Origin of the sequence: Corynebacterium pygosceleis (assembly GCF_016595275.2) — a bacterium.
Taxonomy (GTDB): domain Bacteria; phylum Actinomycetota; class Actinomycetes; order Mycobacteriales; family Mycobacteriaceae; genus Corynebacterium; species Corynebacterium pygosceleis.
This window is the reverse complement of the sequence record NZ_JAENIQ020000002.1, coordinates 577,309-602,482: the sequence shown is the minus strand read 5'-3', so window position 1 is coordinate 602,482 and position 25,174 is coordinate 577,309. Positions and strand designations below refer to the sequence as shown.

19 protein-coding genes and 1 riboswitch are annotated in these 25,174 nt (G+C 67.0%); of the genes, 15 read left to right on the top strand and 4 right to left on the bottom strand.

Annotated features, from left to right (window positions below; translation table 11 throughout):
- The 10 genes from qcrC (at position 1) to JIM94_RS05900 (ending at position 11,663) form a co-directional block, all read left to right on the top strand.
- Positions 1 to 891, top strand: a complete 891-nt coding sequence (gene qcrC, locus JIM94_RS05945; protein WP_200254500.1) for a cytochrome bc1 complex diheme cytochrome c subunit — start codon at positions 1 to 3, stop codon at positions 889 to 891.
- Positions 888 to 2,093 (top strand): cytochrome bc1 complex Rieske iron-sulfur subunit, encoded by a 1,206-nt coding sequence (gene qcrA, locus JIM94_RS05940; protein ID WP_200254498.1) that lies wholly within the window; start codon positions 888 to 890, stop codon positions 2,091 to 2,093. The genes qcrC and qcrA overlap by 4 nt, the downstream gene beginning before the upstream one ends.
- Entirely contained in the window at positions 2,090 to 3,721 is a 1,632-nt protein-coding gene (gene qcrB, locus JIM94_RS05935) for a cytochrome bc1 complex cytochrome b subunit (protein WP_200254496.1), read from the top strand. Before qcrA ends, qcrB begins: the two co-directional genes overlap by 4 nt.
- A gap of 890 nt (positions 3,722 to 4,611) precedes the next feature.
- A riboswitch (cyclic di-AMP (ydaO/yuaA leader) is annotated at positions 4,612 to 4,784 on the top strand.
- A gap of 14 nt (positions 4,785 to 4,798) precedes the next feature.
- Entirely contained in the window at positions 4,799 to 5,419 is a 621-nt protein-coding gene (locus tag JIM94_RS05930) for an NlpC/P60 family protein (protein WP_200254494.1), read from the top strand.
- Between the two features lie 297 nt (positions 5,420 to 5,716).
- Positions 5,717 to 6,721, top strand: coding sequence for a C40 family peptidase (locus JIM94_RS05925; protein ID WP_200254543.1), 1,005 nt, complete (start codon positions 5,717 to 5,719; stop codon positions 6,719 to 6,721).
- Between the two features lie 19 nt (positions 6,722 to 6,740).
- Positions 6,741 to 7,883, top strand: a complete 1,143-nt coding sequence (locus JIM94_RS05920) for a glycosyltransferase family 4 protein (protein WP_200254492.1) — start codon at positions 6,741 to 6,743, stop codon at positions 7,881 to 7,883.
- A 96-nt stretch (positions 7,884 to 7,979) separates the two neighbouring features.
- Positions 7,980 to 8,942 (top strand): ROK family glucokinase, encoded by a 963-nt coding sequence (locus JIM94_RS05915; protein WP_200254490.1) that lies wholly within the window; start codon positions 7,980 to 7,982, stop codon positions 8,940 to 8,942.
- A 128-nt stretch (positions 8,943 to 9,070) separates the two neighbouring features.
- Positions 9,071 to 9,814 carry a lysophospholipid acyltransferase family protein gene (locus JIM94_RS05910; RefSeq protein WP_200254488.1) on the top strand — a complete coding sequence of 248 codons (744 nt, stop codon included), beginning with the start codon at positions 9,071 to 9,073 and terminating at the stop codon, positions 9,812 to 9,814.
- A gap of 3 nt (positions 9,815 to 9,817) precedes the next feature.
- Positions 9,818 to 11,272, top strand: coding sequence for an LssY C-terminal domain-containing protein (locus tag JIM94_RS05905; protein ID WP_200254486.1), 1,455 nt, complete (start codon positions 9,818 to 9,820; stop codon positions 11,270 to 11,272).
- 34 nt (positions 11,273 to 11,306) lie between these two features.
- The gene (locus tag JIM94_RS05900) at positions 11,307 to 11,663 is read left to right on the top strand and encodes a zinc ribbon domain-containing protein YjdM (RefSeq protein ID WP_200254484.1); all 357 of its coding nucleotides are present in this window, start codon (positions 11,307 to 11,309) and stop codon (positions 11,661 to 11,663) included.
- A gap of 96 nt (positions 11,664 to 11,759) precedes the next feature.
- On the opposite strand, the gene JIM94_RS05895 is transcribed toward JIM94_RS05900, so the two are convergent.
- Positions 11,760 to 12,773 (bottom strand): sortase family protein, encoded by a 1,014-nt coding sequence (locus JIM94_RS05895; RefSeq protein WP_200254482.1) that lies wholly within the window; start codon positions 12,771 to 12,773, stop codon positions 11,760 to 11,762.
- 405 nt (positions 12,774 to 13,178) lie between these two features.
- Here JIM94_RS05895 and metE point away from each other — a divergent pair, with 405 nt between their 5' ends.
- Together metE and JIM94_RS05885 are read left to right on the top strand one after the other, a co-directional pair.
- Positions 13,179 to 15,548, top strand: a complete 2,370-nt coding sequence (gene metE, locus JIM94_RS05890; RefSeq protein ID WP_200254480.1) for a 5-methyltetrahydropteroyltriglutamate--homocysteine S-methyltransferase — start codon at positions 13,179 to 13,181, stop codon at positions 15,546 to 15,548.
- Between the two features lie 101 nt (positions 15,549 to 15,649).
- Positions 15,650 to 16,396 carry a cyclase family protein gene (locus JIM94_RS05885; RefSeq protein WP_200254478.1) on the top strand — a complete coding sequence of 249 codons (747 nt, stop codon included), beginning with the start codon at positions 15,650 to 15,652 and terminating at the stop codon, positions 16,394 to 16,396.
- On the opposite strand, the gene JIM94_RS05880 is transcribed toward JIM94_RS05885, so the two are convergent.
- The gene (locus JIM94_RS05880; RefSeq protein WP_200254476.1) at positions 16,383 to 18,683 is read right to left on the bottom strand and encodes a glycosyltransferase 87 family protein; all 2,301 of its coding nucleotides are present in this window, start codon (positions 18,681 to 18,683) and stop codon (positions 16,383 to 16,385) included. The two genes, JIM94_RS05885 and JIM94_RS05880, sit on opposite strands and share 14 nt — an antisense overlap.
- Positions 18,684 to 18,813: 130 nt before the next feature.
- Between JIM94_RS05880 and JIM94_RS05875 the strand changes: the two genes are divergently transcribed.
- Both JIM94_RS05875 and JIM94_RS05870 read left to right on the top strand, forming a co-directional pair.
- On the top strand, positions 18,814 to 19,329 hold the full coding sequence (locus JIM94_RS05875) for a polyadenylate-specific 3'-exoribonuclease AS (protein WP_200254473.1): 516 nt from the start codon (positions 18,814 to 18,816) through the stop codon (positions 19,327 to 19,329).
- An 83-nt stretch (positions 19,330 to 19,412) separates the two neighbouring features.
- A complete protein-coding gene (locus JIM94_RS05870; protein ID WP_200254471.1) occupies positions 19,413 to 20,804 on the top strand; it encodes a class II 3-deoxy-7-phosphoheptulonate synthase in 1,392 nt (463 codons plus the stop codon).
- A gap of 82 nt (positions 20,805 to 20,886) precedes the next feature.
- On the opposite strand, the gene pknB is transcribed toward JIM94_RS05870, so the two are convergent.
- Positions 20,887 to 23,169 carry a Stk1 family PASTA domain-containing Ser/Thr kinase gene (gene pknB / locus JIM94_RS05865; protein WP_200254469.1) on the bottom strand — a complete coding sequence of 761 codons (2,283 nt, stop codon included), beginning with the start codon at positions 23,167 to 23,169 and terminating at the stop codon, positions 20,887 to 20,889.
- 127 nt (positions 23,170 to 23,296) lie between these two features.
- Between pknB and JIM94_RS05860 the strand changes: the two genes are divergently transcribed.
- A complete protein-coding gene (locus JIM94_RS05860; RefSeq protein WP_248085968.1) occupies positions 23,297 to 23,662 on the top strand; it encodes an Rv2175c family DNA-binding protein in 366 nt (121 codons plus the stop codon).
- Here the strand turns inward: JIM94_RS05860 and JIM94_RS05855 are convergent.
- Positions 23,631 to 25,109: an alpha-(1->6)-mannopyranosyltransferase A gene (locus tag JIM94_RS05855; protein WP_200254539.1), complete on the bottom strand. Its 1,479-nt coding sequence runs from the start codon at positions 25,107 to 25,109 to the stop codon at positions 23,631 to 23,633. The two genes, JIM94_RS05860 and JIM94_RS05855, sit on opposite strands and share 32 nt — an antisense overlap.
- Positions 25,110 to 25,174 lie beyond the last annotated feature (65 nt).

Genomic DNA, 25,174 nt, shown 5'->3' with positions numbered 1-25,174 from the left:
ATGATGGAAACCAACCCACAGACCACCGGGAACGCTGCTCCGGCAGCCGACTCGGCCAAGAAGGTCAAGAACCGCCGCAAGGTTCGGCGCACCGTGGCCGGTGCCGTCGCACTGACCGTCGGTCTGACCGGTACCGGCCTCCTGGCCGGCGCTCTGACCCCGGATGTTCAGACCGCCACCGCGGCCAAGGATGAACAGTCCCTGATCCAGGAGGGCAAGGACATCTATGACACCGCCTGCATCACCTGCCACGGAGCGAACCTCCAGGGTGTGAAGGACCGTGGTCCCTCGCTGATCGGCGTCGGCGAAGGTGCCGTGTACTTCCAGGTGCACAGCGGCCGGATGCCGATGATGTCCAACAACGCGCAGGCCGAGCGGAAGCCCGCCCGCTACAACGAGGAGCAGACCCTCGCGTTGGCCGCCTACGTCAACGCCAACGGCGGTGGCCCCGGCATCGTCCGGAACGAGGACGGCTCCGTCGCGCTCGACAGCCTCCGTGGAGCGAACTATAACGGGAACATCGATCCCGCCGACGTCGCCCGTGGTTCGGAGCTCTTCCGGCTGAACTGCGCCTCGTGCCACAACTTCACCGGTAAGGGCGGCGCACTGTCTTCCGGTAAGTTCGCCCCCCCGCTGGCGCCCGCCAACGAGCAGGAGATCTACCAGGCCATGCTCACCGGGCCCCAGAACATGCCGAAGTTCTCCGACCGGCAGCTCTCACCGGACGAGAAGAAGGACATCATCGCCTTCCTGAAGTCAGTCAAGGAAACACCCGACCAGGGTGGTTACGGTCTCGGCGGTGTCGGTCCGGTCGCTGAAGGTCTCCTGATGTGGCTGTTCGGCATCGTGGTTCTCGTCGCCGCCGCTCTGTGGATTGGATCGCGCTCATGAGCAACACCGACAAGAAGTACACAACGCAGGAACTCAACGCGATGACCAACGAGGAGCTCGCCCGTCTGGGAACCGAGCTCGACGAAGTCACGGTCGCGTATCGCAAGGAACGTTTCCCCCTCGAGAACGACCCGGCCGAGAAGCGTGCCGTCCGGACGGTCGGTTTCTGGTTCGGTCTCGGCGGAATCATGGCGCTCGCCTGCATCATCATCTACATCGCCTGGCCGTGGGAGTACAAGTACCTCGGTCAGGAGGGGCTGTGGACCTACTCGCTCTACACCCCGCTCGTCGGACTGACGCTCGGGCTGTCGGTGCTCTCCCTCGGGTTCGGTGCCGTCGAGTTCGTCAAGCGGTTCATCCCGGAGGAGGTCGCGGTCCAGCGCCGTCACGACGGTCCCTCCGAGGAGATCGACCGCAAGACGATCGTGGCCCTGCTCAACGATTCCTGGGAGACCTCGACGCTCGGTCGTCGCAAGGTGCTCATGGGGATCATGGGTGGCAGCGCCGTGCTTGCCGGCATCGCGATGTTCGTCCCGCTCGGCGGCATGATCAAGAACCCCTGGAAGAAGGGTCCGCTGGGGATCCAGGGTGACGGCACCCTCTGGACCTCCGGATGGACGCTCTTCGACCACGGCGAAAAGCTCTACCTCGGGCGTGACACCGGCGCCATCGCCGAGGACCACCACGGTCACATGTCGACCCAGGGCGTCACCCGCCTGGTCCGCATGCGCCCCGAGGACATGCAGGCCGGAGGTATGGAGACGGTCTACCCGCTCCCCGTGGACTACGTCAACGACGGTGAGTCCTACGATCCGAAGCTGGACGTGTACGAGGAGCAGATGCACTCGATCCACGGCCCCCGCAACCCCGTCATGCTGATCCGTCTCCGTAGCGCCGACGCCGCCCGTGCGGTGCAGCGGGCAGGCCAGGAGGCCTTCCACTACGGTGACTACTACGCGTACTCCAAGATCTGTACCCACATCGGTTGTCCCACCTCGCTGTACGAACAGCAGACCAACCGCATTCTCTGTCCGTGCCACCAGTCGCAGTTCGATGCTCTGCAGTACGGCAAGCCGGTCTTCGGCCCCGCCGCCCGTGCCCTGCCTCAGCTGCCGATCACCGTCGACGATGAGGGCTACCTCGTCGCGGCTGGCAACTTCATCGAGCCGGTTGGTCCGGCCTTCTGGGAGCGTCGCTCATGAGTAACAAGAAATTGGCCCAAGTAGCCGACAACCTCGATTCAAGGCTCACGATCTCCGGTGTCATGCGCACCCAGATCAACAAGGTCTTCCCGACACACTGGTCCTTCCTGCTCGGTGAGATCGCTCTGTACAGCTTCGTGATCCTGCTGATGTCGGGCATCTACCTGACACTCTTCTTCGACCCGTCGATCACGAAGGTGATCTACGACGGCACCTATGCGCCGCTCCGTGGCATGGAGATGTCCAGGGCGTATGAGACGGCCCTCAACATCTCCTTCGAGGTCCGCGGTGGCCTGTTCATCCGCCAGCTGCACCACTGGGCGGCGCTGATGTTCGCCGTGTCCATCATGGTCCACATGATGCGCATCTTCTTCACCGGTGCGTTCCGTCGCCCGCGTGAAGCGAACTGGATCATCGGCTGCATCCTGCTCCTGCTCTCGGTCGCCGAGGGATTCTTCGGATACTCCCTCCCCGACGACCTGCTCTCCGGCGTCGGTCTGCGGATCATGTCCGCCATCGTCATCTCGCTGCCGGTCGTCGGCACCTGGATGCACTGGCTGATCTTCGGTGGGGACTTCCCCTCGGAACTCATGCTGGACCGCTTCTACATCGCTCACGTCCTGCTGATTCCGGGCATCCTCCTCGCCCTCATCGCGGCCCACCTCGCACTGGTGTGGTTCCAGAAGCACACCCAGTTCCCCGGACCGGGTCGTGCGGAGAACAACGTCGTCGGTGTCCGGATTCTCCCGGTCTTCGCCGTCAAGTCCGTCGCCTTCGGACTCATCACGTTCGGTCTGCTCGCACTGCTCGCCGGTGTCACCCAGATCAACGCCATCTGGAACCTCGGGCCCTACAACCCCTCCCAGGTCTCCGCAGGTTCCCAGCCCGACATCTACATGCTGTGGACGGACGGTGCGGCCCGTGTCATGCCGGCGTGGGAGCTCTACTTCGGTAACCACACCATCCCCGCGGTCTTCTGGGTCGCGGTCATGCTGGGTATCCTCGTCGCGCTGCTCTTCACCTACCCGTTCATCGAGAAGAAGATCACCGGTGACGACGCGCACCACAATCTGCTCCAGCGTCCCCGTGACGTTCCGGTCCGCACCTCCATCGGTGTCATGGCCATGGTCTTCTACTTCCTGTTGACCCTGTCCGGCGGTAACGACCTGTTCGCGCTCCACTTCGACATCTCGCTGAACGCGATGACCTGGATCGGTCGTATCGGTCTGATCATCCTTCCGCCGCTGGCGTACTTCCTCACCTACCGGCTGTGCATCGGTCTGCAGCGCTCCGACCGCGAGGTTCTGGAGCACGGTATCGAGACCGGCATCATCAACCAGATGCCGAACGGCGCCTTCGTCGAGGTCCACCAGCCCCTCGGCCCGGTCGACGAGCACGGACATCCGGTCCCGCTCGAGTACGCCGGGGCCAAGGTTCCGAAGCAGATGAACGAGCTCGGCTACGCCGGTTCTCCCGGACGTGGCGGATTCTTCAAGGCGGATCCCGATGAGCTCGCCGCCAAGGCGCGCGAAATCGAGGAATCCAACCACCATGAAGAGGTCGAGATGTTCCGACGTCTGCAGGACTCGGTCAGGGCCGAGGACAAGGCCCGCGGCTTCGACAACTGACCGTGTTTTGATCTGACGGTGGTCACCGTCGACAGAGCCCCGCTTTCCCCGCCCCAGAGGCGACCGGGAGAGCGGGGCTTCCGCATGTGTCGGCGGCCAGTTGCGCCGGTACGGGAAGCCCTCGGAAGCGGATCGGATGTCGACGCGGTCGCGGTGCCGTAATCTCATGCCGGAATGGTCGGACGGTACGAAAGTAGTTCCGGAAACGCGGGAACGGAACTCCCGCCCGGTGATCCCTGAGCAGTCGGGGACTTCTGCGCGAAGGGACGGAAGCCCGGTCCCGTCTCCGATTCGGACAGCCGGCGGATGACGTAAGGGGTGAGCGTGCGGCGTCCCTCCGACCACGGCCACCGGCGAGCCGCGGATTCCGGCGAAGGCGGGCGGCCCACCGGTGTCCCCGGACAGGCTGCACGGACACGGAGACAGACGCGCATGACAACGGGCCGGTCCGGGGCCCTTCGTCCCGTGACACCCGGCGTCGGTCCGATCGGCGGCGGGGTGTCCGACCGGGTCCGGCTCCGGTGGTGAACGACCCTTTCCCCACTATGTGACGAGGAACACATAGTCAATTTCCGATTCCCTCTTCCGTGGTTCGGTTTGTCGTGTGACGCCCGCCCCGACCGTCGGGGAATGCTGAAAAGTGCCAGGTAAATACCTGTTTTGTGGCCACGGTTCCCGATTGTTCGTGGTGTGCGTGTGGTTTCTGTGAAATGGTGGCGGGGTGATTGAGAAACGATAACGGTCAGATAACGGGCCCTGTTCGGTTGCTCGAGTGGACATGAAGTTATCCGTTTCGTAATCTGATCGAGACATTGCGGCAGGCGACGGGGAGACCCGGGAGCACCGCCAATGAAAACCGAAATAAAGACCTTTTCGCGACGTCGTCGCCGACGGGACCTCCGTCCGGTGGTGGCATGCGAGCCGGGGAACCGAAACCCAGCGTTCCTTCTGGGGCGAGTCCCGCACGAGAACATCGACCGTCACCCGGTCGGTGTGGAGTGGGGTAGGAGCCTTCCGCTTCCGAGCCCGACAGCTAACCCGGCAGGTGAAAACACTGGAAGATTTGGAGATTCATTCGTGGGTAAGCACAGCCGCCGCAGCAACAAGACGGTCCAGCGCACAGCAATCGCATCCGCCGTCACCTTCGGCGCAACCGCGGCCCTGGCCGGTCAGGCGCAGGCCGCTGAGGTTCACGTCCCCAACACGGATCTCTCCTTCGAGGTCGCCGGACTGGAGAACGTCCCGAACATCGCCGCCGTCCCCGGTATCGCCGAGTGGGTTCCGTCCCTCGCCGGACAGGCTGCACAGGCCGACTACTCCGCCATCGCGGCGGCACCGCTCGCACCGCCCGTCGCGGAGGGGCAGCGCGTCGTGGACGCCGCCCGCTCCAAGATCGGTTCGCCCTATGTCTGGGGTGCGACCGGGCCCAACGCCTTCGACTGCTCCGGTCTGACCTCATGGGCCTACTCGCAGGTCGGTAAGCACATCCCGCGCACCTCCTACGCCCAGGCCGCCGGCGGGACCCCCGTTTCCTTCAACAACCTCCAGGCGGGTGACATCATCGCCTTCTACTCCGGTGCGTCGCACGTCGGTATCTACTCGGGACACGGCACCGTCATCCACGCCATCCAGTCGGGCACGCCGCTGTCCGAGACCTCGATGGACTACATGCCCTTCCATTCAGCGGTCCGTTACTGAATCTGAGTGAGACGTCCGAACCGCGACCGTCGCCCGGGATGACCCGGGTGGCGGTCGTTTCATTTCTTCCCGCCCTGAACACCAGAAACACCGGCCACATCCGTGGTTGGCGGCGTCGCGCCCCCGGAGGACAGTTGTTTCCCGAACTCCGCCGATCGTTCTATAGTCGATTCGGTGCAGGTCCCCCGACCGGTCCGCGTCTTCCCGTTCATTCTCCTCCGAAGGTGAGTAAATCCCGTGCATTTCCCCAGGTTCCGTCGTCAGCAGCTCGTTCTGGCCGGTGTCACTGCAGTGGGCATGACTCTGTTTCCGGTCGCGTCCGCGTCCGCTGACCCGGTTCCGGATCAGGTGCAGGCACCCGTTCCGGAGGATCTGGGTTCCCTCATCGAGGAACTCGACCGGGTGTCCCACGAGGCCGAGGCCCGGACCGAGGAGGTCAAGGGGCTCGAGGAACAGTTGGCGGAACGGGAACGGGAGGTCGAGGATCTCCGGCACCGTGCCGTCGAGGCCGGGGAGAGGGCCGATGAGGCGGAGCGGGCTGTCGCCGAGGCGCGCGCCGAGGTCAACCGGATCGCCCAGTCCCGTTACCGCGGGGTGACCGTCGACCCGCTGACGATGCTGATCGACGCCTCCGGACCGCAGGAGGCCATCGACAGGTCGGCCTACCTCAACGCCCTGTCACGCCAGTACTCCGATTCCCTCGCGGTCCTCCGGTCGGCGCAGGCTGAGGCCGGGGCCGCCCGGAGTGCGGTCTCGAGAGCGCAGGCGCAGGCGGAGTTCCGCGCGGGCGACCTTCGTGTGCGCAGGGAGAAACTGGAGAAGGAGCGTGAGGAACTCGACCGGCGTACCGCGGAGATAAGGGACCGGGTGGAGAATCTGTCCGCCGCGGAGAAACTCGCCTGGATCAACAAGAACGGCCCGGTCGACCATTCACTGGACGGGATCATCGGGCTCAACCCCTCCGGTATGTCGGCGGTGGAACAGGCGATGACGAAGATCGGGGCGCCCTACGTCTGGGGCGCGACGGGTCCCGACTCCTTCGACTGCTCGGGTCTCGTCGTCTGGGCCTACGCCCAGCAGGGCAAGCACGTTCCCCGGACCTCCCAGGCCCAGATGGCCGGAGGGACGCCGGTGAGCCGCGATCAGCTGCAGCCCGGCGACGTCATCGGCTACTACCCGGGTGCCACCCACGTCGGCATCTACGCCGGTGACGGCATGGTGGTCCACGCCTCGGACTACGGCATCCCCGTGCAGGTGGTGCCGATGGACTCCATGCCGTTCGTCGGTGCCCGCCGGTACTGACCCGGAACCCCCGCCGGCGATGACGCGGACACTACTGGTCACGAACGATTTCCCGCCGACCCTCGGGGGCATACAGTCGTACCTCAGGGACTACGTGGACACCCTGGCCCCCGAGGACGTCGTCGTGTTCGCCTCCACGCAGGACGCGGCGGCCGCGGCGGCACACGACGCCGGGGTCACCTACCGCGTGTACCGGTGGGGCCGGGCGGTCATGCTCCCGACACCGGCCACCGCCAGGGAGATGAGCCGCATCATCCGTAGGGAGAAGATAGACACGGTCTGGTTCGGGGCGGCGGCCCCGCTCGGGCTCCTCGCTCCGGCCGCACGACGGGCCGGGGCGAGCCGTATCGTCGCCTCGACCCACGGGCACGAGGTCGGCTGGTCCATGCTTCCCGGTGCCAGACGTGCACTCCGCCGCATCGGCACCCACTGTGACCACATCACCTACATCTCGGGCTACACACTCGGACGGTTCCGGAAGGCGTTCGGTCGTGACGTCGCATTCAGCCCGTTGCCGTCAGGTGTGGACACGGAGCTGTTCCGACCCGCTTCCGCGGAGCGGATACGGGAGACCCGGGACGAGTTCTCCGTTCCGGTCGGAGCCCCGTTGATCGTCTGCATCTCCCGTCTCGTCCCGCGGAAGGGGCAGGACCAGCTGATCCGTGCCCTGCCGGGGATACTGTCCCGGCATCCCGACGTGCGGTTGCTGATCGTCGGCGAGGGAGGTTACCGGCGTCGTCTCTCGGCGATGATCCCGGAAGAGTCGGCGGACAACGTCCGTCTCACCGGAAAGCTGGAGTTCGACGCGATGCGGAGGCTGCTCGCCGCCGCCGACGTGTTCGCGATGCCGTGCAGGACCCGCGGTGGCGGCCTGGACGTGGAAGGTCTCGGGATCGTCTATCTCGAGGCGCAGGCCAGTGGTGTCCCGGTCATCGCCGGTGACTCGGGGGGCGCACCGGAAACCGTGACCCCTGAGACCGGGATCGTCGTCGGCGGCAGGGACACCATCGCCCTCACCGACGCCGTGAACCGTCTTCTGGACGACGCCGACCTCAGGGAACGGATGGGCGTCGCGGGTCGGCGTCATGTACTCGAACGCTGGACATGGGACATCATGGGGGCGCGTCTGAGGTCGGTGCTGGCGGGCACTGCATCGGTTTAGAGACCCGTCCACCGGACGGCAAGTGCGGTGTTTCGGTTTCCTCCCGATATAATGGCGGGGTTGTTGAACAAGACGTCAAGGAAACAAGGTGCGCTCATGCCACTCCCATCGGGTTCGGTCACCGTCGGGTTCGATATCGGTGGGACCAACCTCCGGGGGGCCGCGGTGGACACCGCGGGCCGTATCGTGGACTCCGCTCAGGTCCCCACCCCGGCGACCGCGGACGAACTCGAGTCGGCGGTCGCCGAGATCGTCGCCCATCACCGTCGCGGGCATGAGGTCACCGGCGTCGGGCTCGCCGTCGCCGGCTTCCTCGACCCGGAATGCACCACCGTGCGCTTCGCCCCGCACCTCCCGTGGCGCGACGCCCCCGTCCGGGACATCCTGCGGGACCGGCTCGGGGTTCCGGTGACGCTCGAACACGACGCGAATGCCGCAGCCTGGGGTGAGTACCGTTTCGGGGCCGCCCGTGGTGCACGGATCTGGGTTCTGTTCGCCGTGGGGACCGGTATCGGCGGTGCGCTGATGATCGACGGAAGGCTCTACCGTGGTGCGTACGGTACCGCTCCCGAGTTCGGTCACCTCACCGTCGTGCGGGACGGTCGCCCCTGTTCCTGCGGGAAATCCGGCTGCCTCGAGCGCTACTGCTCGGGGACGGCGCTCGTCGAGACCGCACGGGAGATCATCGACGGGGGCGCGGACGGCACCTACGGGTTGTCCGCGGCGTACCGGGAGAACGGTGAGGCTGAGTTGACCGGTCGCGCCATCATGGATGCCGCGAGGGTCGGGGATCCCGTGGCCGCTGCGGCGGTCGCGGACTACACGGCCTGGTTGGGACAGGGGCTGAGCGTCGTCGCCGATGTCCTCGACCCGGAGCTCATCGTCATCGGAGGTGGGGTGTCCACCGATTCCGATCTCTGGTTGGACGACGCCCGCACGCATTTCTCGGAGTCGATCGTCGGAGCGGGCCATCGCCCGGTGTCCAGGTTGACGACGGCGGAACTCGGTGCGGACGCAGGTATGATCGGCGTGGCGGACCTCGCCCGCTGTGAGAGCTGATGAATGTCCCCGTGTCTGGTGGGGGAGACCCCGGATTCCGGCGGTCGGACACGGTGAGTCGGTGGCCGGGGGCCGTGTACAGTGTCGATTCATCGTCGATTCATCCCGCTGAAGGAGCGTATGACGCCATGAAGATCAAGTGGTACTGGTTGTTCAAGCAGGTGGTGATCGGACCGTTCCTGCGTGTCTACAATCGTCCGCAGGTCAGGGGCGTCGAGAATGTTCCCGCCACAGGTGGTGCGATCATGGCTTCGAACCACCAGTCCGTGATGGACTCCTTCTTCCTCCCGTTGCTCATTCCCCGCCGTGTCACGTTCCTCGCGAAGCAGGAGTACTTCACCGGTGAGGGGATCATCGGTAAGCTCCAGCGCGCCTTCTTCCTCTCCGTGGGGCAGGTACCGATCGACCGGAGCTCCGGGGACGCGGCACGCTCCGCCATAGAGACGGGTATCGGTCTCGTTCGTGAGGGCAAGGTTCTGGGGATCTACCCCGAGGGGACCCGGTCGCCGGACGGAAGGATCTACCGGGGCAAGACGGGGGTGGCACGTATGGCGCTGGCCACCGGCGCCCCGGTGGTACCCGTCGCGATGTTCGGTACCCGGAAGGCGAATCCCATCGGGACGTGGATTCCGCGCCCCGCGAAGGTCGGTATGCACATCGGGAAAGCCATCGACCCCCTCGAATTCATCGCGTCCCGTGGTCTCGACAGGGACAGCTATGAAGCCGCGAGGGCGTTGACCGACAGGATCATCGAGACTCTCGTCGAGATGACGGGCAACGACTACGTCGACCGTTACGCCGCGGACGTCAAGGCGTCACTGGCCGCCGGGCGCGGATATCCCGAGGGTACGGCCCCCGATCCCGGACGCTGACGGGTGCACGGTTCCCGTACGGGTCCGGGACCCGGCAAGATCCACACGAAACCGACCTGGGTCGCGCACCCCGGCCGGGCGGTGGACGTCTTCTTCTTCATCGTCGCCACGCTCGCCGCGGTGGCGTTGGCGGTCGACATCTTCCGTGCCTCGTTCAGTACCCGGCTGCTGCATCTGACCCTGTTGCTGCCGTTCTGGGCGATCGTGGCCTATCTCGTGCTTCCGCGCATACACACCCTCCTCACCGCGGTCTACGTCCCGGACTACTTCATCGGACGGGCCCGGACATCCGACGGTCTGCTCGGCGACCCGATCAACCTGGCACTGGACGGCAGTGCCCTGGAGATCCACTCGGCGATGACGGACGCCGGGTGGATCCTCGCAGATGACGTCACGCTGCGCAGCTCCCTGGGAATAATCCGTTCGGCGGTGTTCCGGACCAGCTACCCGCATGCCCCCGTCAGTCCGCTCCTGGTGTTCGGGCGTACACAGTGCCTCGCGTACCAGCAGGAGGTCGACGGAAACGCGTCGCAGCGTCATCACGTGCGTTTCTGGAGATGCCCCGACGGGTGGTACCTGCCCGGCGGCGTCCGGGCCCAGTGGCTCGCGGCGGGAACCTACGACCGGGCTGTCGGACTGTCCCTGTTCACGTTGCAGATCACCCACAAGGTCGATGCGGACATCGACGTGGAACGGGACTACATCGTCAATTCCCTGGAACGCACCGGTCCGGGGATCCGGCACCGGATGATCGAGAACTTCTCCACCGGCTACCATTCACGGAACGGCGGCGGAGATGAGGTTCGGACGGACGGTAATCTCCCGGTGATCGACCTGACCGGGTACACCCCGCGGACAGACCTGGACGATCTTCCCCGTGCCGTGCTCCGGGCCGCACGGGGATACCCGGACATCAGTGACCCCACGGCCGGTGCGGCAGCGAGTCCGGACACCGATGTCCCGGCGGAACTGCTGTACCGGGACGAGAAGGCGGAGGGGACGGCGCGTCCCCTCTCCATCGTGGCCGGGGTACTTCTCGCGGTTCTCGGGGTCTGTGCGGACATCGTCGTCGACGTCCGCACACTGGGCCAGTTCATCGGGGAGACGGGGCTGTGGGCGGCGATCGCCTTTCAGGCGGTCCGGGTCATCACCTATCTCGGCCTGCTCCACTGCGGGTGGCGAACCTGGTGGGGGAGTGGTCGAGCCAGGATCTGGTTGCTCGGTTTCGCGCTGTTCAACCTTCTCGTCGACGGGGCGTTCGTGGAGCTGGCCGGAGACCGGTTCGGCGGCATGGCGACGGTCGCGGCTGTCGGGGCGAACATCATCCTCCTGCTTGCACTGTCGGGTGACTCCGCACGTGTGTGGAGCACCCGGATGAGTGGCCGGTTGCGGGAACCCGGGAGCGGTGGGGCATCCAGGCTCCCCGGTTCGACGGGCGCACCGGTCTCGTTCCGATGATGGAGGTAGCGGCGGGACATGGTTGGATGGAACCATGACTGACACCACACCCCCGTGCCCCGAATGCACCTGTGAGTACACCTATCCGATGGACGCTCTCGTCATCTGCCCGGAGTGCGCCCATGAATGGGCCCCCGCGGAGGAGAACCGGGAGACGGAGGCGACGGACGGTTCCGTGATCGTCGATTCCGTGGGAAATCCGTTGCAGGACGGGGACACCGTCACCGTCATCAAGACGCTGAAGGTCAAGGGCTCCACACAGCCGATCAAGGCGGGTACGAAGGTCAAGGGGATCCGGCTGGTCGATGGTGTCGGCGACCACGACATCGACTGCCGGATCGACGGATTCGGGTCCATGCAGCTGAAGTCCTCGGTCGTCCGGAAGGCGTAGAGGTGGCCGGGGACATCCCGATGACGCGGAAAGACCCGTGAAGGAACGGCGAGGGATCCTTCACGGGTCTTTCCGTCGGTTGACCGTGCCGGCTGCTCAGACCAGGTGGCCGGACACGATGACGTTGTAGTCGAGGTCCCGTCCGTCGCCGACCGCACAGGCGATGAGGATGATTCGTCCGGGAATTCCCGTCGAATTGAGTTCCACGTCGTTGATCGCCTCTGATTTGGGGACGAGCCAGGTGTTGTCCACCGACCACACCCGTTGCCTTCCCGAGGCGTCGGCCATGGTGATGCGGGACCCGTTGAGCACCGGAGTGGACCAGCGGCGTACGGTTCCGCCCCCGTATGCGGCGACCCGCTGGGGCGGGGCCCCGAGATTCACGGACCGTGTCGCGAGTTCGGAGAAACCGTTGAAGACCAGCCACTGGCGGGCCCAGGCGTGCCCCAGAACGTAGACGGTCCCCCGTTCGGCGGCGGTGGGGGAGACCCCCATTCCGTCGACCCAGCGGACGGTGCTGTTCTGGGGGCCGGGGGGATTGAGCGGCAGGACGTAGGCCATCGGTCCGTAGTCGGCGCCGTTCACCGGGGCAGGTCCGGTCATACGGAAGACACCGTCGGCTCCGGGGGCCGGACCACGGTTCGGATTTCCGCCGATGAGGTCGCCGATCGCGGCAGGGGTGGGGATGTGCGGTGGCGCGGGCAGCGGTTGCGCCACCACCTCGGCCACCTCCGGGCCTTCGGAGGCCGTGGCATCCGGCGTCGGCGCGGTCCCGGAGGTGGACATCCGGGGCGTGGTGGAGAGGGTGGCGGTGACCGGATCCGACGGTGTCGCTGCCGCAGCTGCCACGGGGACGGACGTCTCGACGGGGTTCGTCGGTGAGACGCTCCGGGAGGTGACGGATGCGGGTGGGGCCGCATGCGCCGGGACGGCCCGGTCGTCCGGCACTGTCCCGGAGGCGGGTGCCTGTCCGATGGCCTCGGGGGCGGTCGTCCGGGCGCCCGTCGCCGTGACGAGTGCGACGGCGACGGCGACGACGAGAAGGAGTGCCCCGAGGAGGGAGAGTGCCGTGCGGAGCTGAGGTCGGGTTCCCCCGGGGGCTTCATTCATGGTGCACATGATACGCACCGGAGATGCGGCCGCACCAACGGTGATGCGGCCGACGCTCCCCGTGCGGCCCTTAGACAGACCGGTCCGTTGGTGTATGGCGGCCCGGGGTGGGTGAGGTCTCGGCGGGGGTGGTTTCTGTGGGGGTCCGGCGGTGGGCGGCGGGGATGGTCGACACCTGTGGAAGATGTGAGCATCTGTGCTGTTGAGGGGGATTTTGGGGGCTCTGGTGGAGGGTGTTCACATGGTGGTGTGTGGCCCATTGTCGAACCGGGTAACGATGTTGACGCTTGACAGACTAAGCGGTCTAGTATTGGCTTGTTTTCACGGCCGTAGGCCATCACGGGCCGCCCCGGCGGTCGAACATCTCATCTGTTCCAGACGAACACAAAGGACCCTCCACCCATCATGAGCAACTCGATTACCGCCACCGTCGCAGGTGTGCCCCGCATCGGACCGAAGCGCGAGCTGAAGAAGGCACTGGAAACCTACTGGCGCGACTCGTCGACCGGCACCGATCTCGCGGAGACCGCCCGTGTTCTGGCCCGGAACTCCGCGGCGGACCTCGTCGCCGCGGGACTCGACTCCGTCCCCACCGTCGGACGCAGCTTCTACGATCAGATTCTCGACACCTCGGCGCTGCTCGGAGTGCTCCCCGCCCGGGTCCGCGACATCGCGGACCACGAGAGCACCGGTGACGGCGACGATCTGCCGGCCTACATCGACCGCTACTTCGCCGCGGCGCGCGGAACCGCCGAGCTCCCCGCGTCGGCCATGACCAAGTGGTTCGACACCAACTACCACTACATCGTCCCCGAACTCGCCGCGGACACCCGGTTCGAGCTCGACGACGCGGCGTTCGTCGCCGACGTGAAGGAACTGGCCGCGGGCGGGTTCCCGGTCCGCCCCGTGGTCGTCGGCCCGCTGACCTACCTGGCGCTCGCGCGCACCACGGACGGTTCCGACGCACTGGACCACCTGGACACGGTCACCGAGGCCTACGTCACCCTCATCGGTCACCTCGCCGGGGCGGGCGTCTCCTGGATCCAGTTCGACGAGCCCTGGCTGGTCACCGACATCGCCGCCGACGCCGCCCGCCGTGAGGAATTGCTCGCCCGCACCCGCGCCGCCTACGAGCGTCTCGCCGCCGCCGCGGCCGCCGCCCCCGGCGCGCCCGAGCTGCTGGTCCAGACCTACTTCGGTGACGGCGACGTCGCCGTCCGCACCCTCACCGGAACCGGCGTCGCGGCCATCGGCGTCGATCTCGTCACCGGTCGCACCGACGAGCGTCGCTCCGACGCCACCGCCACCCCGGACGCGGAACTCCTCCCGTCCTGGAAGGGTGAGGAGCTGCTCGTCGCCGGTGTCGTCGACGGCCGCAACATCTGGCGCACGGACCTAAGTGCCGCGCTGGACACCCTGAAGGCGCTGAAGGCCCGTGGTCCCGTCGCCGTGTCCACGTCGAGCTCCCTGCTGCACGTCCCCTACTCCCTCGCCCAGGAGACCTCCCTCGACGACGATGCCGAGCTGCGCTCCTGGCTCGCCTTCGGCGCGGAGAAGGCCGCCGAGGTCGCACTCCTGGCCCGTACCCTGACCGGTGCGGACGACGACGCCGACCGCGCGACGGTCGAGGAGTCCGCCGGGGCCGTCGCCTCCCGCCGCGGATCCGCCCGCACCCACAACGAGCAGCTGCGTTCACGGACCGCGGCCGTCACGGACGCCGACCGCGACCGCGACGACTACGACACCCGTGTCGCCGCCCAGCGTGAGGCGCTCGGCCTGCCGCCGCTGCCCACCACCACCATCGGTTCCTTCCCCCAGACGACCGAGATCCGGCGCGCACGCGCGGCCCACAAGAAGGGCGAACTCACCGACGAGCAGTACACGCAGGCGATGAAGGACGAGATCGCCGACGTCATCCGCCGTCAGGAGGAACTGAGGCTCGACGTTCTGGTCCACGGTGAGCCCGAGCGCAACGACATGGTTCAGTACTTCTCCGAGCAGCTCGAGGGCTACCACTCCACGGATCTCGCGTGGGTCCAGTCCTACGGCTCCCGTTGCGTCCGCCCGCCGATCCTCTTCGGCGACGTCACCCGGCCCAACCCGATGACCGTCGACTGGTTCCGTGTCGCGCAGGACCTCACCGACAAGCCCGTCAAGGGCATGCTGACCGGTCCGGTCACCATGCTCGCCTGGTCCTTCGTCCGCGACGATCAGCCGCTCGGCGAGACCGCCGACCAGGTGGCCCTGGCCCTGCGCGACGAGATCGACGATCTCGTCGACGCCGGCGCGAAGATCATCCAGGTCGACGAGCCCGCCATCCGTGAGCTCCTCCCGCTGAAGGCCGAGCAGCAGGCCGACTACCTCCGCTGGGCCGTCGGATCCTTCCGACTGGCGACCTCCGGTATCGCGGCGGACGTCCAGATCCACACCCACATGTGCTACTCGGAGTTCAACGAGCTCATCGGCACCGTCAGCGACCTCAACGCCGACGTCACCTCCATCGAGGCCGCCCGCAACGGCATGCAGGTGCTCTCCGCGCTGAAGGACTCCGGTTTCCACGCGGGTGTCGGCCCCGGTGTCTGGGACATCCACTCACCGCGCGTCCCCGACCGGGGAGAGGTCGACGAACTGCTCGCCGCCGCTCTCGACTCCGTCGATCCCCGGCAGCTCTGGGTCAACCCGGACTGCGGTCTGAAGACCCGCGCCTGGCCCGAGACGACCGCGAGCATCGAGGTTCTCGTCGCCGCGGCGAAGAACGCCCGCTCGGCCGTCTGATCCACGGCCCGTAACCCCCAGATCAGACCCCCGCGGCCGTCGAGACACACGACGACCGTGGGGGTCTCCCTTTCCCGTACACCCTTTTTCGAGGACACACCATGACCGACAACAACTCCCTCTGGGATCTCGCCACCCGGCTCCGCACCGACCACCGCTACGTGGATCTCACGCACGCCTTCCATGCCGGACAGCCGAAGTTCTCCGCACTTCCCGACGAGGAGCGCACCAGACTGTTCACCGTCACCGATCACGGTTTCACCGTCGACGAGTACCGCTTCGTCGGGCAGTGGGGCACCCACGTCGACCCGCCCATCCACTTCGTCAACGACGCACGCACCCTCGATGAACTGCCCGTCAACGAGATGATCCTCCCGCTCGCCGTCCTGGACGTCACCGAACAGGTCGTCGGAAACCCGGACTACACCCCGACCGTGGACGACGTGCTCGCCTGGGAGGACCGGAACGGGCGTATCCCCGAGGGTGGATTCGTCGCGCTGCGTACGGGCTGGTCGAAACGCTGGCCCGACGCGGAAGCCATGTTCAACGCCGACGCCGACGGGGTGTTCCACTACCCGGCCTGGAACATCGAGGTGGTCCGGTTCCTCCTCGAGGAACGCGGCATCACCGCGATCGGCCACGAGACGACGGACACCGACCCCGGCGTGGTGGTCAGCGGGGGAGCGCTGCCGACGGAGCTGTTCCTGCTCCAGCAGGACCGGTGGCAGATCGAGCTGCTCGCCAACCTCGACCAGGTCCCCGAGACAGGGGCCCTCGTCGTCGCCACCTGGGCGAAGCCGAAGGACGGAACCGGGTTCCCGGCCCGGGTCTTCGCTATCCTGCCGTGACCGGACGCGGTGACCGGGCGAGCATGATCAGCGTGACCACCAGGTAGATCACCGGCGACAGCGCGAGGAGTTCGGCCAACGGATGCCATGCCCCGGGGACCCCGGGGAACGCGTGTTCCAGGGCTGTTGGGGGCCAGAACATCACCGTCATCCACCCACCGAACACCGCTGCGCCCGTCAACCCGGTGGCACCGTTGTCACGTCCGGCGCGCATCCGGAGCAGAAGCACCACGATCAGTGGTACGGCGAGAGCCCACCGCTGCACCGGGACCATCGGGAGAACCAGCAGCGGAACGGTCAGCCAGACGGCCATCCGTTCCGACGTCGTGGCACCGGAGTCCCGCAACCGGTGCAGGACCCAGGTGAGGAAACCTGCGGTGATCAGTGTCGGCAGGACCGTCACCAGTGGGTTCGTGGTTCCGGCGGCCCGGGCGAGAGCACCGGCGGGAGACGCGTTCATCGCCGATGCCAGCGCCATCCCGTTCAACCCCGGCAGCGGTCCCGCGAGGTGCCACACCGCCACCAGGGTCACCAGGCCCGCCGCCAGTGCCGTCGTCACCGCACGGCGGCCACCGCGGAGAGCGATCGCACCGAGCGTGAGGAGCGGCCACCCCGACAGTCCGACGGCCACCCCGGACAGCACCCCGCGGGGTAGTTTCCCGGTCCGTGGAGCGAAGGCGTCCAGTGCCAGCAGCCCCACCGCGAGGAGCGTCAACGGGGCTGCGGACACCCCGAAGCGGACGGGGAGGCACAGCACGAGGAGGGGAAGCGTGAATCCGACGACCCGCCACCCCACCACGGGGACGACCAAGAGTCCGATGAGGACACCGAGCACCGTGACGACGGGTATGACCGGCCAGGGGCCGACCGCACCTCCGGCACCGGAGAGGATCCCGTCGATCACGGCGGCGGCCTCCTGACTGACGTCGTTCGGGACAACCCCGGGTACCGTCCCGCCGACGGCCCCCGAGGAGATGAGGACCACGAGGGCGGCGAGCACCGCTCCGGGCCAGGCGGGGACCCGGGCCGGGCGGGAACCGTACCGGCCCGGCCCGCCCCCGAGAATCTCGGGGGCGACGGTCGCGGCACCGAGCAGCACCAGAGTGAGTAGTACATAGGTGTTCCCGGTGAGGTGGGCGGCCACGGACCAGTCCTCCTCCGCCCCCCGGTAGGGGAGGGTCCAGTGGGGGGCCAGAACACCGGCCGTCGCGAAGAATCCCGCGAGCCAGAGTGCCAGCGCCCCGGCCCGGGTGCCTCTGAGATCCACCGCCCGGGCACCGAGGACGACGATCAACGGGGCGACCCAGACCCAGTGGTGGGTCCAGGACACCGGTGAACACAGCAGCGCGACCGTCGCGTTCAACAGGACCGCCCCGAGAAAGGCCCCGTGACGTACGGCACGGAGCATCGCGAGAACGACGGCGGCGAGAACGAACAGAACCGAGATGAACCACACCGGTGTCTGTGCCCCGTCCCCGAGGAGTCGGGCGACGACCCCACGGATCGACTGGTTGCCGGTGTAGGACAACTGCCCGATCCTGTCAGGGTCGGACAGTGTGTGCAGCCAGTACTCGCTCGAGTTCGCCGGGGTGATCAGCCAGGCGAGGACGGTGAACCCGATCCCGGAGGAAACGCAGACCGCGGCGGAGCGCCAGTCCCGGCGGACCAGGAAATAGAGGCCGAACACGGCCGGGGTGAGCTTGATCGCCGCGGCGAGACCGATGAGGGTGCCCCGGGGGAGTCGTGTCCGGCGGGACACGGTGTCGATGATGACGGCCGCCATCAGGAGGATGTTGACCTGTGCGAAGTTCAGTGTCTCGGTGACCGGTTCCAGCCGCAGCAGGAAAGGGAGGAGAACGAGCGCCGCGGTCCGGCCCGTCGATCTGGACCAGTCGGGCCGGAGTCGTTCGATGACGATGACGAGGCACCACCACAGGGCCACCACACCGGCGAGGTTCAGCAGTGAGGCCCCGAGATCCCGGTCCAGCAGGGCGGTCGGAGCGAAGAGTATCGCCGCGAGCGGAGGATAGGTGAAGGGGAGTTCGATACCGCCGACGGGGAAGGAACCGGTGTAGAGGGCGACACCGTCGAGGAGTGAACGGCCGCCGCTGCGGTACACGTCGAAGTCGATGTGGTAGCGGAGTAACTGCCCGTTGTCCGGGTGGGAGACGTTGAGAACCATCGGGAGGACCGAGACGACCGCGGCGAGAAGTGCCGTGGCCCGGAGCGACGCCGGTATCGTGCGGAGGTGGCGTTCGGGGGCGGTGCCGGGGACGGAATCAGACATGACCCGGGATTCTATCCGCCCCGGCCCCCGGGGGAAACGGTGCGGCCGGATAGGCTGGACCCGGTGGCGCTGGGTCCGGGTGCCGCCACCGATACGGCCGGGCCACCGACGAACAGTGAGGTTCTCTTCCGTGCGTTTCTTCTACGACACCGAATTCATCGAGGACGGTCGGACCATAGAACTCGTCTCCATCGGGATCGTCGCCGAGGACGGGCGCGAGTACTACGCGGTGTCGACCGAGTTCGATCCGAGACGCGCGAATGACTGGGTGAAGCGCCATGTACTGTCGCAGCTGCCGAACATCAGCTCCCCGGTCTGGCGGGATCTGGCGACGATCCGCGACGAGGTCCGGGAGTTCCTCACCCGTGGGACGGGCAAACCGGAACTGTGGGCGTGGGTGGGGGCCTACGACCATGTGGTGCTGGCCCAGCTGTTCGGGGACATGCGTTCGCTGCCCCGTTCCCTGCCCCGGTTCACGCATGAACTCCGTCAGTACTGGGAGGCCGCGGGATGCCCGACACTCCCGGATCTTCCCGCGGGTAATCACGATGCGCTCGTCGACGCGCGGCACAATCTCGACAAGTTCAGGTTGTGTCAGCGCCATCTCCCGACGGACAACCTCAACCGTGTCCGCTCCGCGTACTGACATGATGTTCCACCTGCCGCTTCGGCGGTTACTTTCAGGGGGCAAAGGCAGGTGGGGTGAAGCGCACGTGGTATGAATGTAGCGTGAGTTGGACAGTAGACCTCCCCGTAGATGAACTTCCCGATCTTCCCCCGTTGCCTGACGGCATCCAGCAGCGCTTCGACAGCGTTGTCACGAGGGACGCGAAACAGCAGCCGACCTGGGATCAACGCCAGGCCGACAATGTGCGCAAGATCCTGGAATCCGTACCGCCCGTCGTCGTGGCGCCTGAAATCCGGAGGCTGAAGAAACAGCTCGCGGACGTGGCCCTGGGCAAGGCGTTTCTCCTCCAGGGGGGAGACTGCGCGGAGACCTTCGAGTCGAACACCGAACCGCACATCCGGGCGAACGTCAAGACGCTCCTGCAGATGGCTGTGGTCCTGACGTACGGTGCCTCGACCCCCGTGGTCAAGATGGCCCGTATCGCCGGCCAGTACGCCAAGCCCCGTTCCTCCGATCTGGACGAGAACGGCCTGCCGAACTACCGGGGCGACATCGTCAACGGTGTCGAGGCCACCCCGGAGGCGCGCCGTCACGACCCGGCGCGGATGATCCGGGCCTACGCCAACGCCTCAGCCGCACTGAACCTGGTCCGCGCCCTCGCGGGGTCCGGTACGGCCGATCTGCACAAGCTGCACGAGTGGAACCGAGAGTTCGTCGCGAATTCTCCCGCGGGTGCCCGCTACGAGCAGCTCGGTGAGGAGATCGAGGCCGGTCTGAAGTTCATGGCCGCCTGTGGCGTCAACGACCAGAACCTGCACACCGCGAACATCTACTGCTCCCACGAGGCACTTCTCGTGGACTATGAGCGGGCGATGCTGCGGCTGGCTGAGGACGAGAACGGCCGGACCGAGCTCTACGACCTGTCCGCGCATCAGTTGTGGATCGGTGAACGTACGCGAGGTATCGAGGATTTCCACGTGAACTTCGCCGCTCTCATCGCCAACCCGGTGGGTCTGAAGATCGGGCCGGGCTGCACCCCGGAGGAGGCCGTCGCCTACGCCGAGCGCATCGACCCCGACCGTGAACCCGGCCGCCTCACCCTGGTCGCCCGCATGGGCCACGACAAGGTCCGTACCGTTCTGCCGGACATCATCCGCGCGGTCGAGGAATCCGGACACCGTGTGATCTGGCAGTGCGATCCGATGCACGGAAACACCACCACCTCGTCCAACGGCTACAAGACCCGTCACTTCGACCACGTCATCGACGAGGTGCAGGGCTTCTTCGAGGTGCACCGTGAACTCGGAACCCACCCCGGTGGCATCCACATCGAGCTGACCGGTGAGAACGTCACCGAGTGCCTCGGCGGAGCCGAGGACATCACCGACATCGACCTCCCGGGCCGGTACGAGTCCGCCTGTGACCCCCGACTGAACACGCAGCAGTCGCTGGAACTGGCGTTCCTCGTCGCGGAGATGCTGCGCAACCAGTGACACCACGCGGCTGACGCCCGTGACATGACGGTGCCCCACGGTTCATCACCGTGGGGCACCGTCATGTCACGGGGAGGGCGTCTCAGCCCACCGTCCGGACCTTCACCGTCGTCCCGGGGTCGATGTCCCTGTTGCCGGCGGGGGACTGCGTGACGACGCGGGCCCCGTCCGAGGTGCCGTCCAGGCCGGTGTGCGTCAGTCCCGCATCCGCCAGTAGCCGACGGGCCTCATCCGCGCGTTTCCCGATGAGGAACGGGACATTGACCTTCTCCGCCACCAGGAGGTTGACCTCGGGGTTCGCCGGATCGACACGGTCACCGGGCTTGGGGGAGACATCCATCACCGCGTGAGCGGTGGCCCCCACGAGATCCGTCCGGGTGATCTCCCCGGCCGCGAGACCGGCATCGGAGAGTTCATTCAGGGCGTCATACTCGCTCAATCCCACGACATCCGGAACCGTGAGGGCGTTGGAGACGATCAGGGTCACGTCGGACCCGCGTGCGAGTGTGGTGCCCGCGGCAGGGGTCGTCGCCACAGCGTCGCCGGCATCCACCTCAGGATCGAACCTCTCGTCCGTGCCGGAGACGGTGAATCCGGCACGTTCGAGGGCGGTCCGTGCCTCGTCCCCGGACATCCCGGAGACCTTGGGGACCTCCACCGGTGCGGGCCCCTTGCTGAGGTGGACGGTGACGCTTCCCCCGACCTGCACCGTCTTCCCGGACGGGGGATCGGTGCGGGCCACCCCACCTGCGGGAACATCATCGGAGTAGACACTGTCACCGTCGACCCAGTCGAGGGTCCGCTGGCTCAGCGCCGCCCGGAAACGACCGGGGTCACGGTCGGTCGGCAGTGCGGGCACCGTCGGGGATCCCAGCGAGACGAGCACCGACACCGGCTCGCCCCTGGGAACACGTCGGGAACCCGGGGGATCGGTCCCGACGACCCGGTCAAAAGGGACGTCATCGTCGTACACACTCCGGGAGACCGGTTCAAAGCCGGCCTCGGTGACGGTCGCGGTCGCGGTCGCCGGGTCCATGCCGAGGACCTGGGGAACCTCTCCGTAGCGGCCTGAGCCGTACCACCATGCGCCCACGGCGATCGCGACGGTGACGACGGCCACGACCGTCAGCCAGATGATGAGCCCCAGTCCTGAACCACTGGTCACGGGCGGTCTGAAATGCGGCTCGGCCCGGTACCCGGGGTGCGGGTCGTGGTGCGCCGCCTCATGTTCCGGTTCCGTCGGGGGAGTGGGCCAGACCTGCGCGGGGGCCTCCTGCGGCGGGAGGAGCGCTGTGTCGTCGGTACCGGTTCCTCCGTCGACGGCCTGGAGTACACGGGTTTCCCCTGCCGCGGGGTCTCCGTCGCCGAGCTGCGTCGTGTCTGTTCCGGCACCCGGAGGTGTGGTGGGTACGGAGGCGTCCGGACCACCCGGTTTCTCTATCGCCGACGTGAACATGTCCGTGGGCGTGTCTATGAAACCGGTCGCCCGGTGCGCCGCCGAATTCGTCGGGGCGGGAACCCGGAACGCCGCCAGGCGCAGTTCGGTCGCGACGTCCTCCAGCGCCTCCAGGAACTCTCCGGCGTCCGCGAAACGGTCGGCGGGTTCCCGGGCGGTCGCCGTGGCGACGAGCTCATCGAACAGGTTCGGTACGCCGTCGATCCAGGCACTCGGTGGCGGGACGTCCTCGGTGAGCCGGGCGTAGGCGCGGGCCGTGTCGTTCTCCCCGGTGAACGGTGTTCTTCCGGTCAGGAGCTCAAACAGGACGACACCCGCGGAATAGACGTCGCTGGCCGGTCCGATCCCGGTGTTCTCGACCTGCTCGGGGGAAAGGTAGCTGGCGGTGCCGATGATCGTGTCTCCGGTGGCCGGTGACGCGGCAGCCGCCCGCACCAGACCGAAATCCGCCAGCTTAACCTGGCCGTCGGAGTTGATCAGGATGTTGTCCGGTTTGATGTCCCGGTGCACCATGCCGGCGGTGTGCGCGACCGACAGTCCGGTGAGGACACTGCGCATCACCGAGGTCGCGGCGTGCGGTGGCATGGGGCCACGTTCGGCGAGGAGCTCACGGAGGGTTCCCCCGGTGATGAGTTCCATGATGAGGAAGACGTGGCCGCCGTCGGCGCTGGTGTCGTAGACGTTGACGAGACACGGGTCGGACAGCATGGCCATGGAACGGGCCTCCCTCCGGAACCTGTTCCGGAACACCGGGTCACCGGAGAAACGCTCGTCCATCACCTTTGCGGCGACACTCCGCCCGAGCCGCAGGTCCACACACCGGTAGACGGTGGACATGCCTCCCCGGGCTATCGGGGTGTCGATTCGGTAGCGGCCCTCCAGGACCTGGCCGACGTCCAGCTGTGTCATGGCCCCAGTATGGTCGATGGTCGCCCACGGTTCCAGCCGGAAGCCCCGGTGGGCGATCCGCCGGGAACACGGGGCGCGCGGCCGGTCGGTGCCGTACCGACCGCGTCGACACGCTACATTGTGTGGTGTGAGTTCCCCAGAAGCCCGTGAAGTCCTGTCCACAGATGAACCTCTGCTGAGTGTCCCGGAAGCCGCCGAGACAATGGGGGTCGTCGTCACCCGTGTCTACGATCTCCTGGGAGAGCACAAGCTCATCGCGGTCACCGTCGACGGACAGCGGATGCTGCCCGCCGTGTTCTTCGACGAGAGTGGTCGTGTGAACCGGTTCGTGCCGGGTGTCATCGCGCTGCTGTCCGACGGCGGCTACGACGACCGTGAGATCCTCGACTGGCTCTTCACCCCGGATGACTCCCTGCCCGGGCGTCCCGTGGACGGTCTCCACGGACATCTCGCCCGGGAGGTCATGCGCCGGGCGCAGGCCGCCGGTCTCTGAGCGTCCCGACGGCCCCGGGGGTCGGGGGGACCGTCCGTCCGGAGGGTGCATCGGCGACGCTCCGTGACAGCCAGCCCGTGAGGTACCACGCCACCACCGCGAGGACACCCATCCAGACGAGGTTGTACATCTGGTGGTTTCCGCTCCCGGTGAAGGACATCGCCACGACGACCGAGCACCACACCGTGAAGCCCACGATCCTCCGGGAGGGACTGAACGTCCCCACCAGGACGATCAGGCTGACGTAGTACCAGGGGAGCGTCACCGCGTTGAGGGTCACGACGACCGTGTAGGCGGCCGCGATGCCCATGATGTTCCGTCTGTCGTCGTGCCGGAAGACCCACCACGCCACGATCAGCCCGATGAGCATACCGATCATGCCCATCTGACGTGTCACCACGAGAACCGCGTTGTAGCTCACCCCGGAACCGGTGACCCCGAACAGCGGGGTCACGATTCCCGCGACCAGTGACGGGAGAGCCAGGGGGTTGATGACCTTCGAGTTCCCGGACAACTGCGCCACCCAACCCCATCCGGCACCGGAGAGCCACGTGCAGCCGGTGACGACGATGAAGGTCGTGGCGGCGGACCAGGATCCCGCGGCGAGGAACGCCCCCACCGGCCCCAGCGGCAGTCCCCGCCGGAGGAGGTGTCGGTGCATCATCCAGACCAGGAACGGCAGTGCGATGATCGCCGTCGCCTTGAAGGCCACGGACACTGCGACGAGCGCCATTGCGGCGGTGAAACGCCCGTCCAGGGCCAGGAGTATCCCCAGTGACACCAGTGCCACCATGACGGACTCGTTGTGCATTCCCCCGATGAGGTGGAGAACGGTCACCGGGTTGGCGACGCCCAGCCACAGTGCGAGGCCCCCGTCCCCGTTGATCCTGGTCGCGATGCGGGGGACGCACCAGACGATTCCCCAGAATCCGACCAGCGAGATGAGTTTGTAGAGGAACACCCCGAGGGTGACGCTGTCGCCGGCGACGCCCGTCACCGCGTCGCCGAGCCAGAGATGCAGGGGACCGTACGGTGTCGTCGTGTTGCGCCAGTCGTGTGAGACCTCGAGCAGCATCGGGCCGGGGTTGACCGCGGCACCCTGTGAGTAGGGGTCGAAACCGTCGCGCACCATCGCCCCCTGCATGAGATAGGAGTAGACGTCACGCGAGAGTATCGGCGCGGCGAGCACGAGCGGGGACACCCACCAGACGAGTGACCTCGTGACCTCCCGGGCGCCGACCCGTCCCCGGAGGACGCCACGTCCGAGCACCAGCCAGGCCAGGGTCATCAACGCCAGCCCCAGCCACATGGAGACGTTCGAGACCGCAGCCCCGTGGCCGTAGGAGAGGAAGGACAGGCCGAGTGCGTCGAGGACCCCTCCCCGGTAGCGGATCGCTCCGCCGCCGAAGGACGCGAGGGTGATGACGATCGCGGCGGTCGCGCCGATGGCGCGCGCGTCGGGGTGACGGTCGGCGAGCCGGTCGAGTGGCCGGAGAAGTTGAACGGTCACGG

Coding starts and splice junctions, on each gene's coding strand:
- qcrC (WP_200254500.1), top strand. CDS start 1: ATGATGGAAACCAACCCACAGACCACCGGGAACGCTGCTCCGGCAGCC.
- qcrA (WP_200254498.1), top strand. CDS start 888: ATGAGCAACACCGACAAGAAGTACACAACGCAGGAACTCAACGCGATG.
- qcrB (WP_200254496.1), top strand. CDS start 2,090: ATGAGTAACAAGAAATTGGCCCAAGTAGCCGACAACCTCGATTCAAGG.
- JIM94_RS05925 (WP_200254543.1), top strand. CDS start 5,717: ATGACTCTGTTTCCGGTCGCGTCCGCGTCCGCTGACCCGGTTCCGGAT.
- JIM94_RS05920 (WP_200254492.1), top strand. CDS start 6,741: ATGACGCGGACACTACTGGTCACGAACGATTTCCCGCCGACCCTCGGG.
- JIM94_RS05915 (WP_200254490.1), top strand. CDS start 7,980: ATGCCACTCCCATCGGGTTCGGTCACCGTCGGGTTCGATATCGGTGGG.
- JIM94_RS05910 (WP_200254488.1), top strand. CDS start 9,071: ATGAAGATCAAGTGGTACTGGTTGTTCAAGCAGGTGGTGATCGGACCG.
- JIM94_RS05900 (WP_200254484.1), top strand. CDS start 11,307: ATGACTGACACCACACCCCCGTGCCCCGAATGCACCTGTGAGTACACC.
- JIM94_RS05895 (WP_200254482.1), bottom strand. CDS start 12,773: ATGAATGAAGCCCCCGGGGGAACCCGACCTCAGCTCCGCACGGCACTC.
- metE (WP_200254480.1), top strand. CDS start 13,179: ATGAGCAACTCGATTACCGCCACCGTCGCAGGTGTGCCCCGCATCGGA.
- JIM94_RS05885 (WP_200254478.1), top strand. CDS start 15,650: ATGACCGACAACAACTCCCTCTGGGATCTCGCCACCCGGCTCCGCACC.
- JIM94_RS05880 (WP_200254476.1), bottom strand. CDS start 18,683: ATGTCTGATTCCGTCCCCGGCACCGCCCCCGAACGCCACCTCCGCACG.
- pknB (WP_200254469.1), bottom strand. CDS start 23,169: ATGACACAGCTGGACGTCGGCCAGGTCCTGGAGGGCCGCTACCGAATC.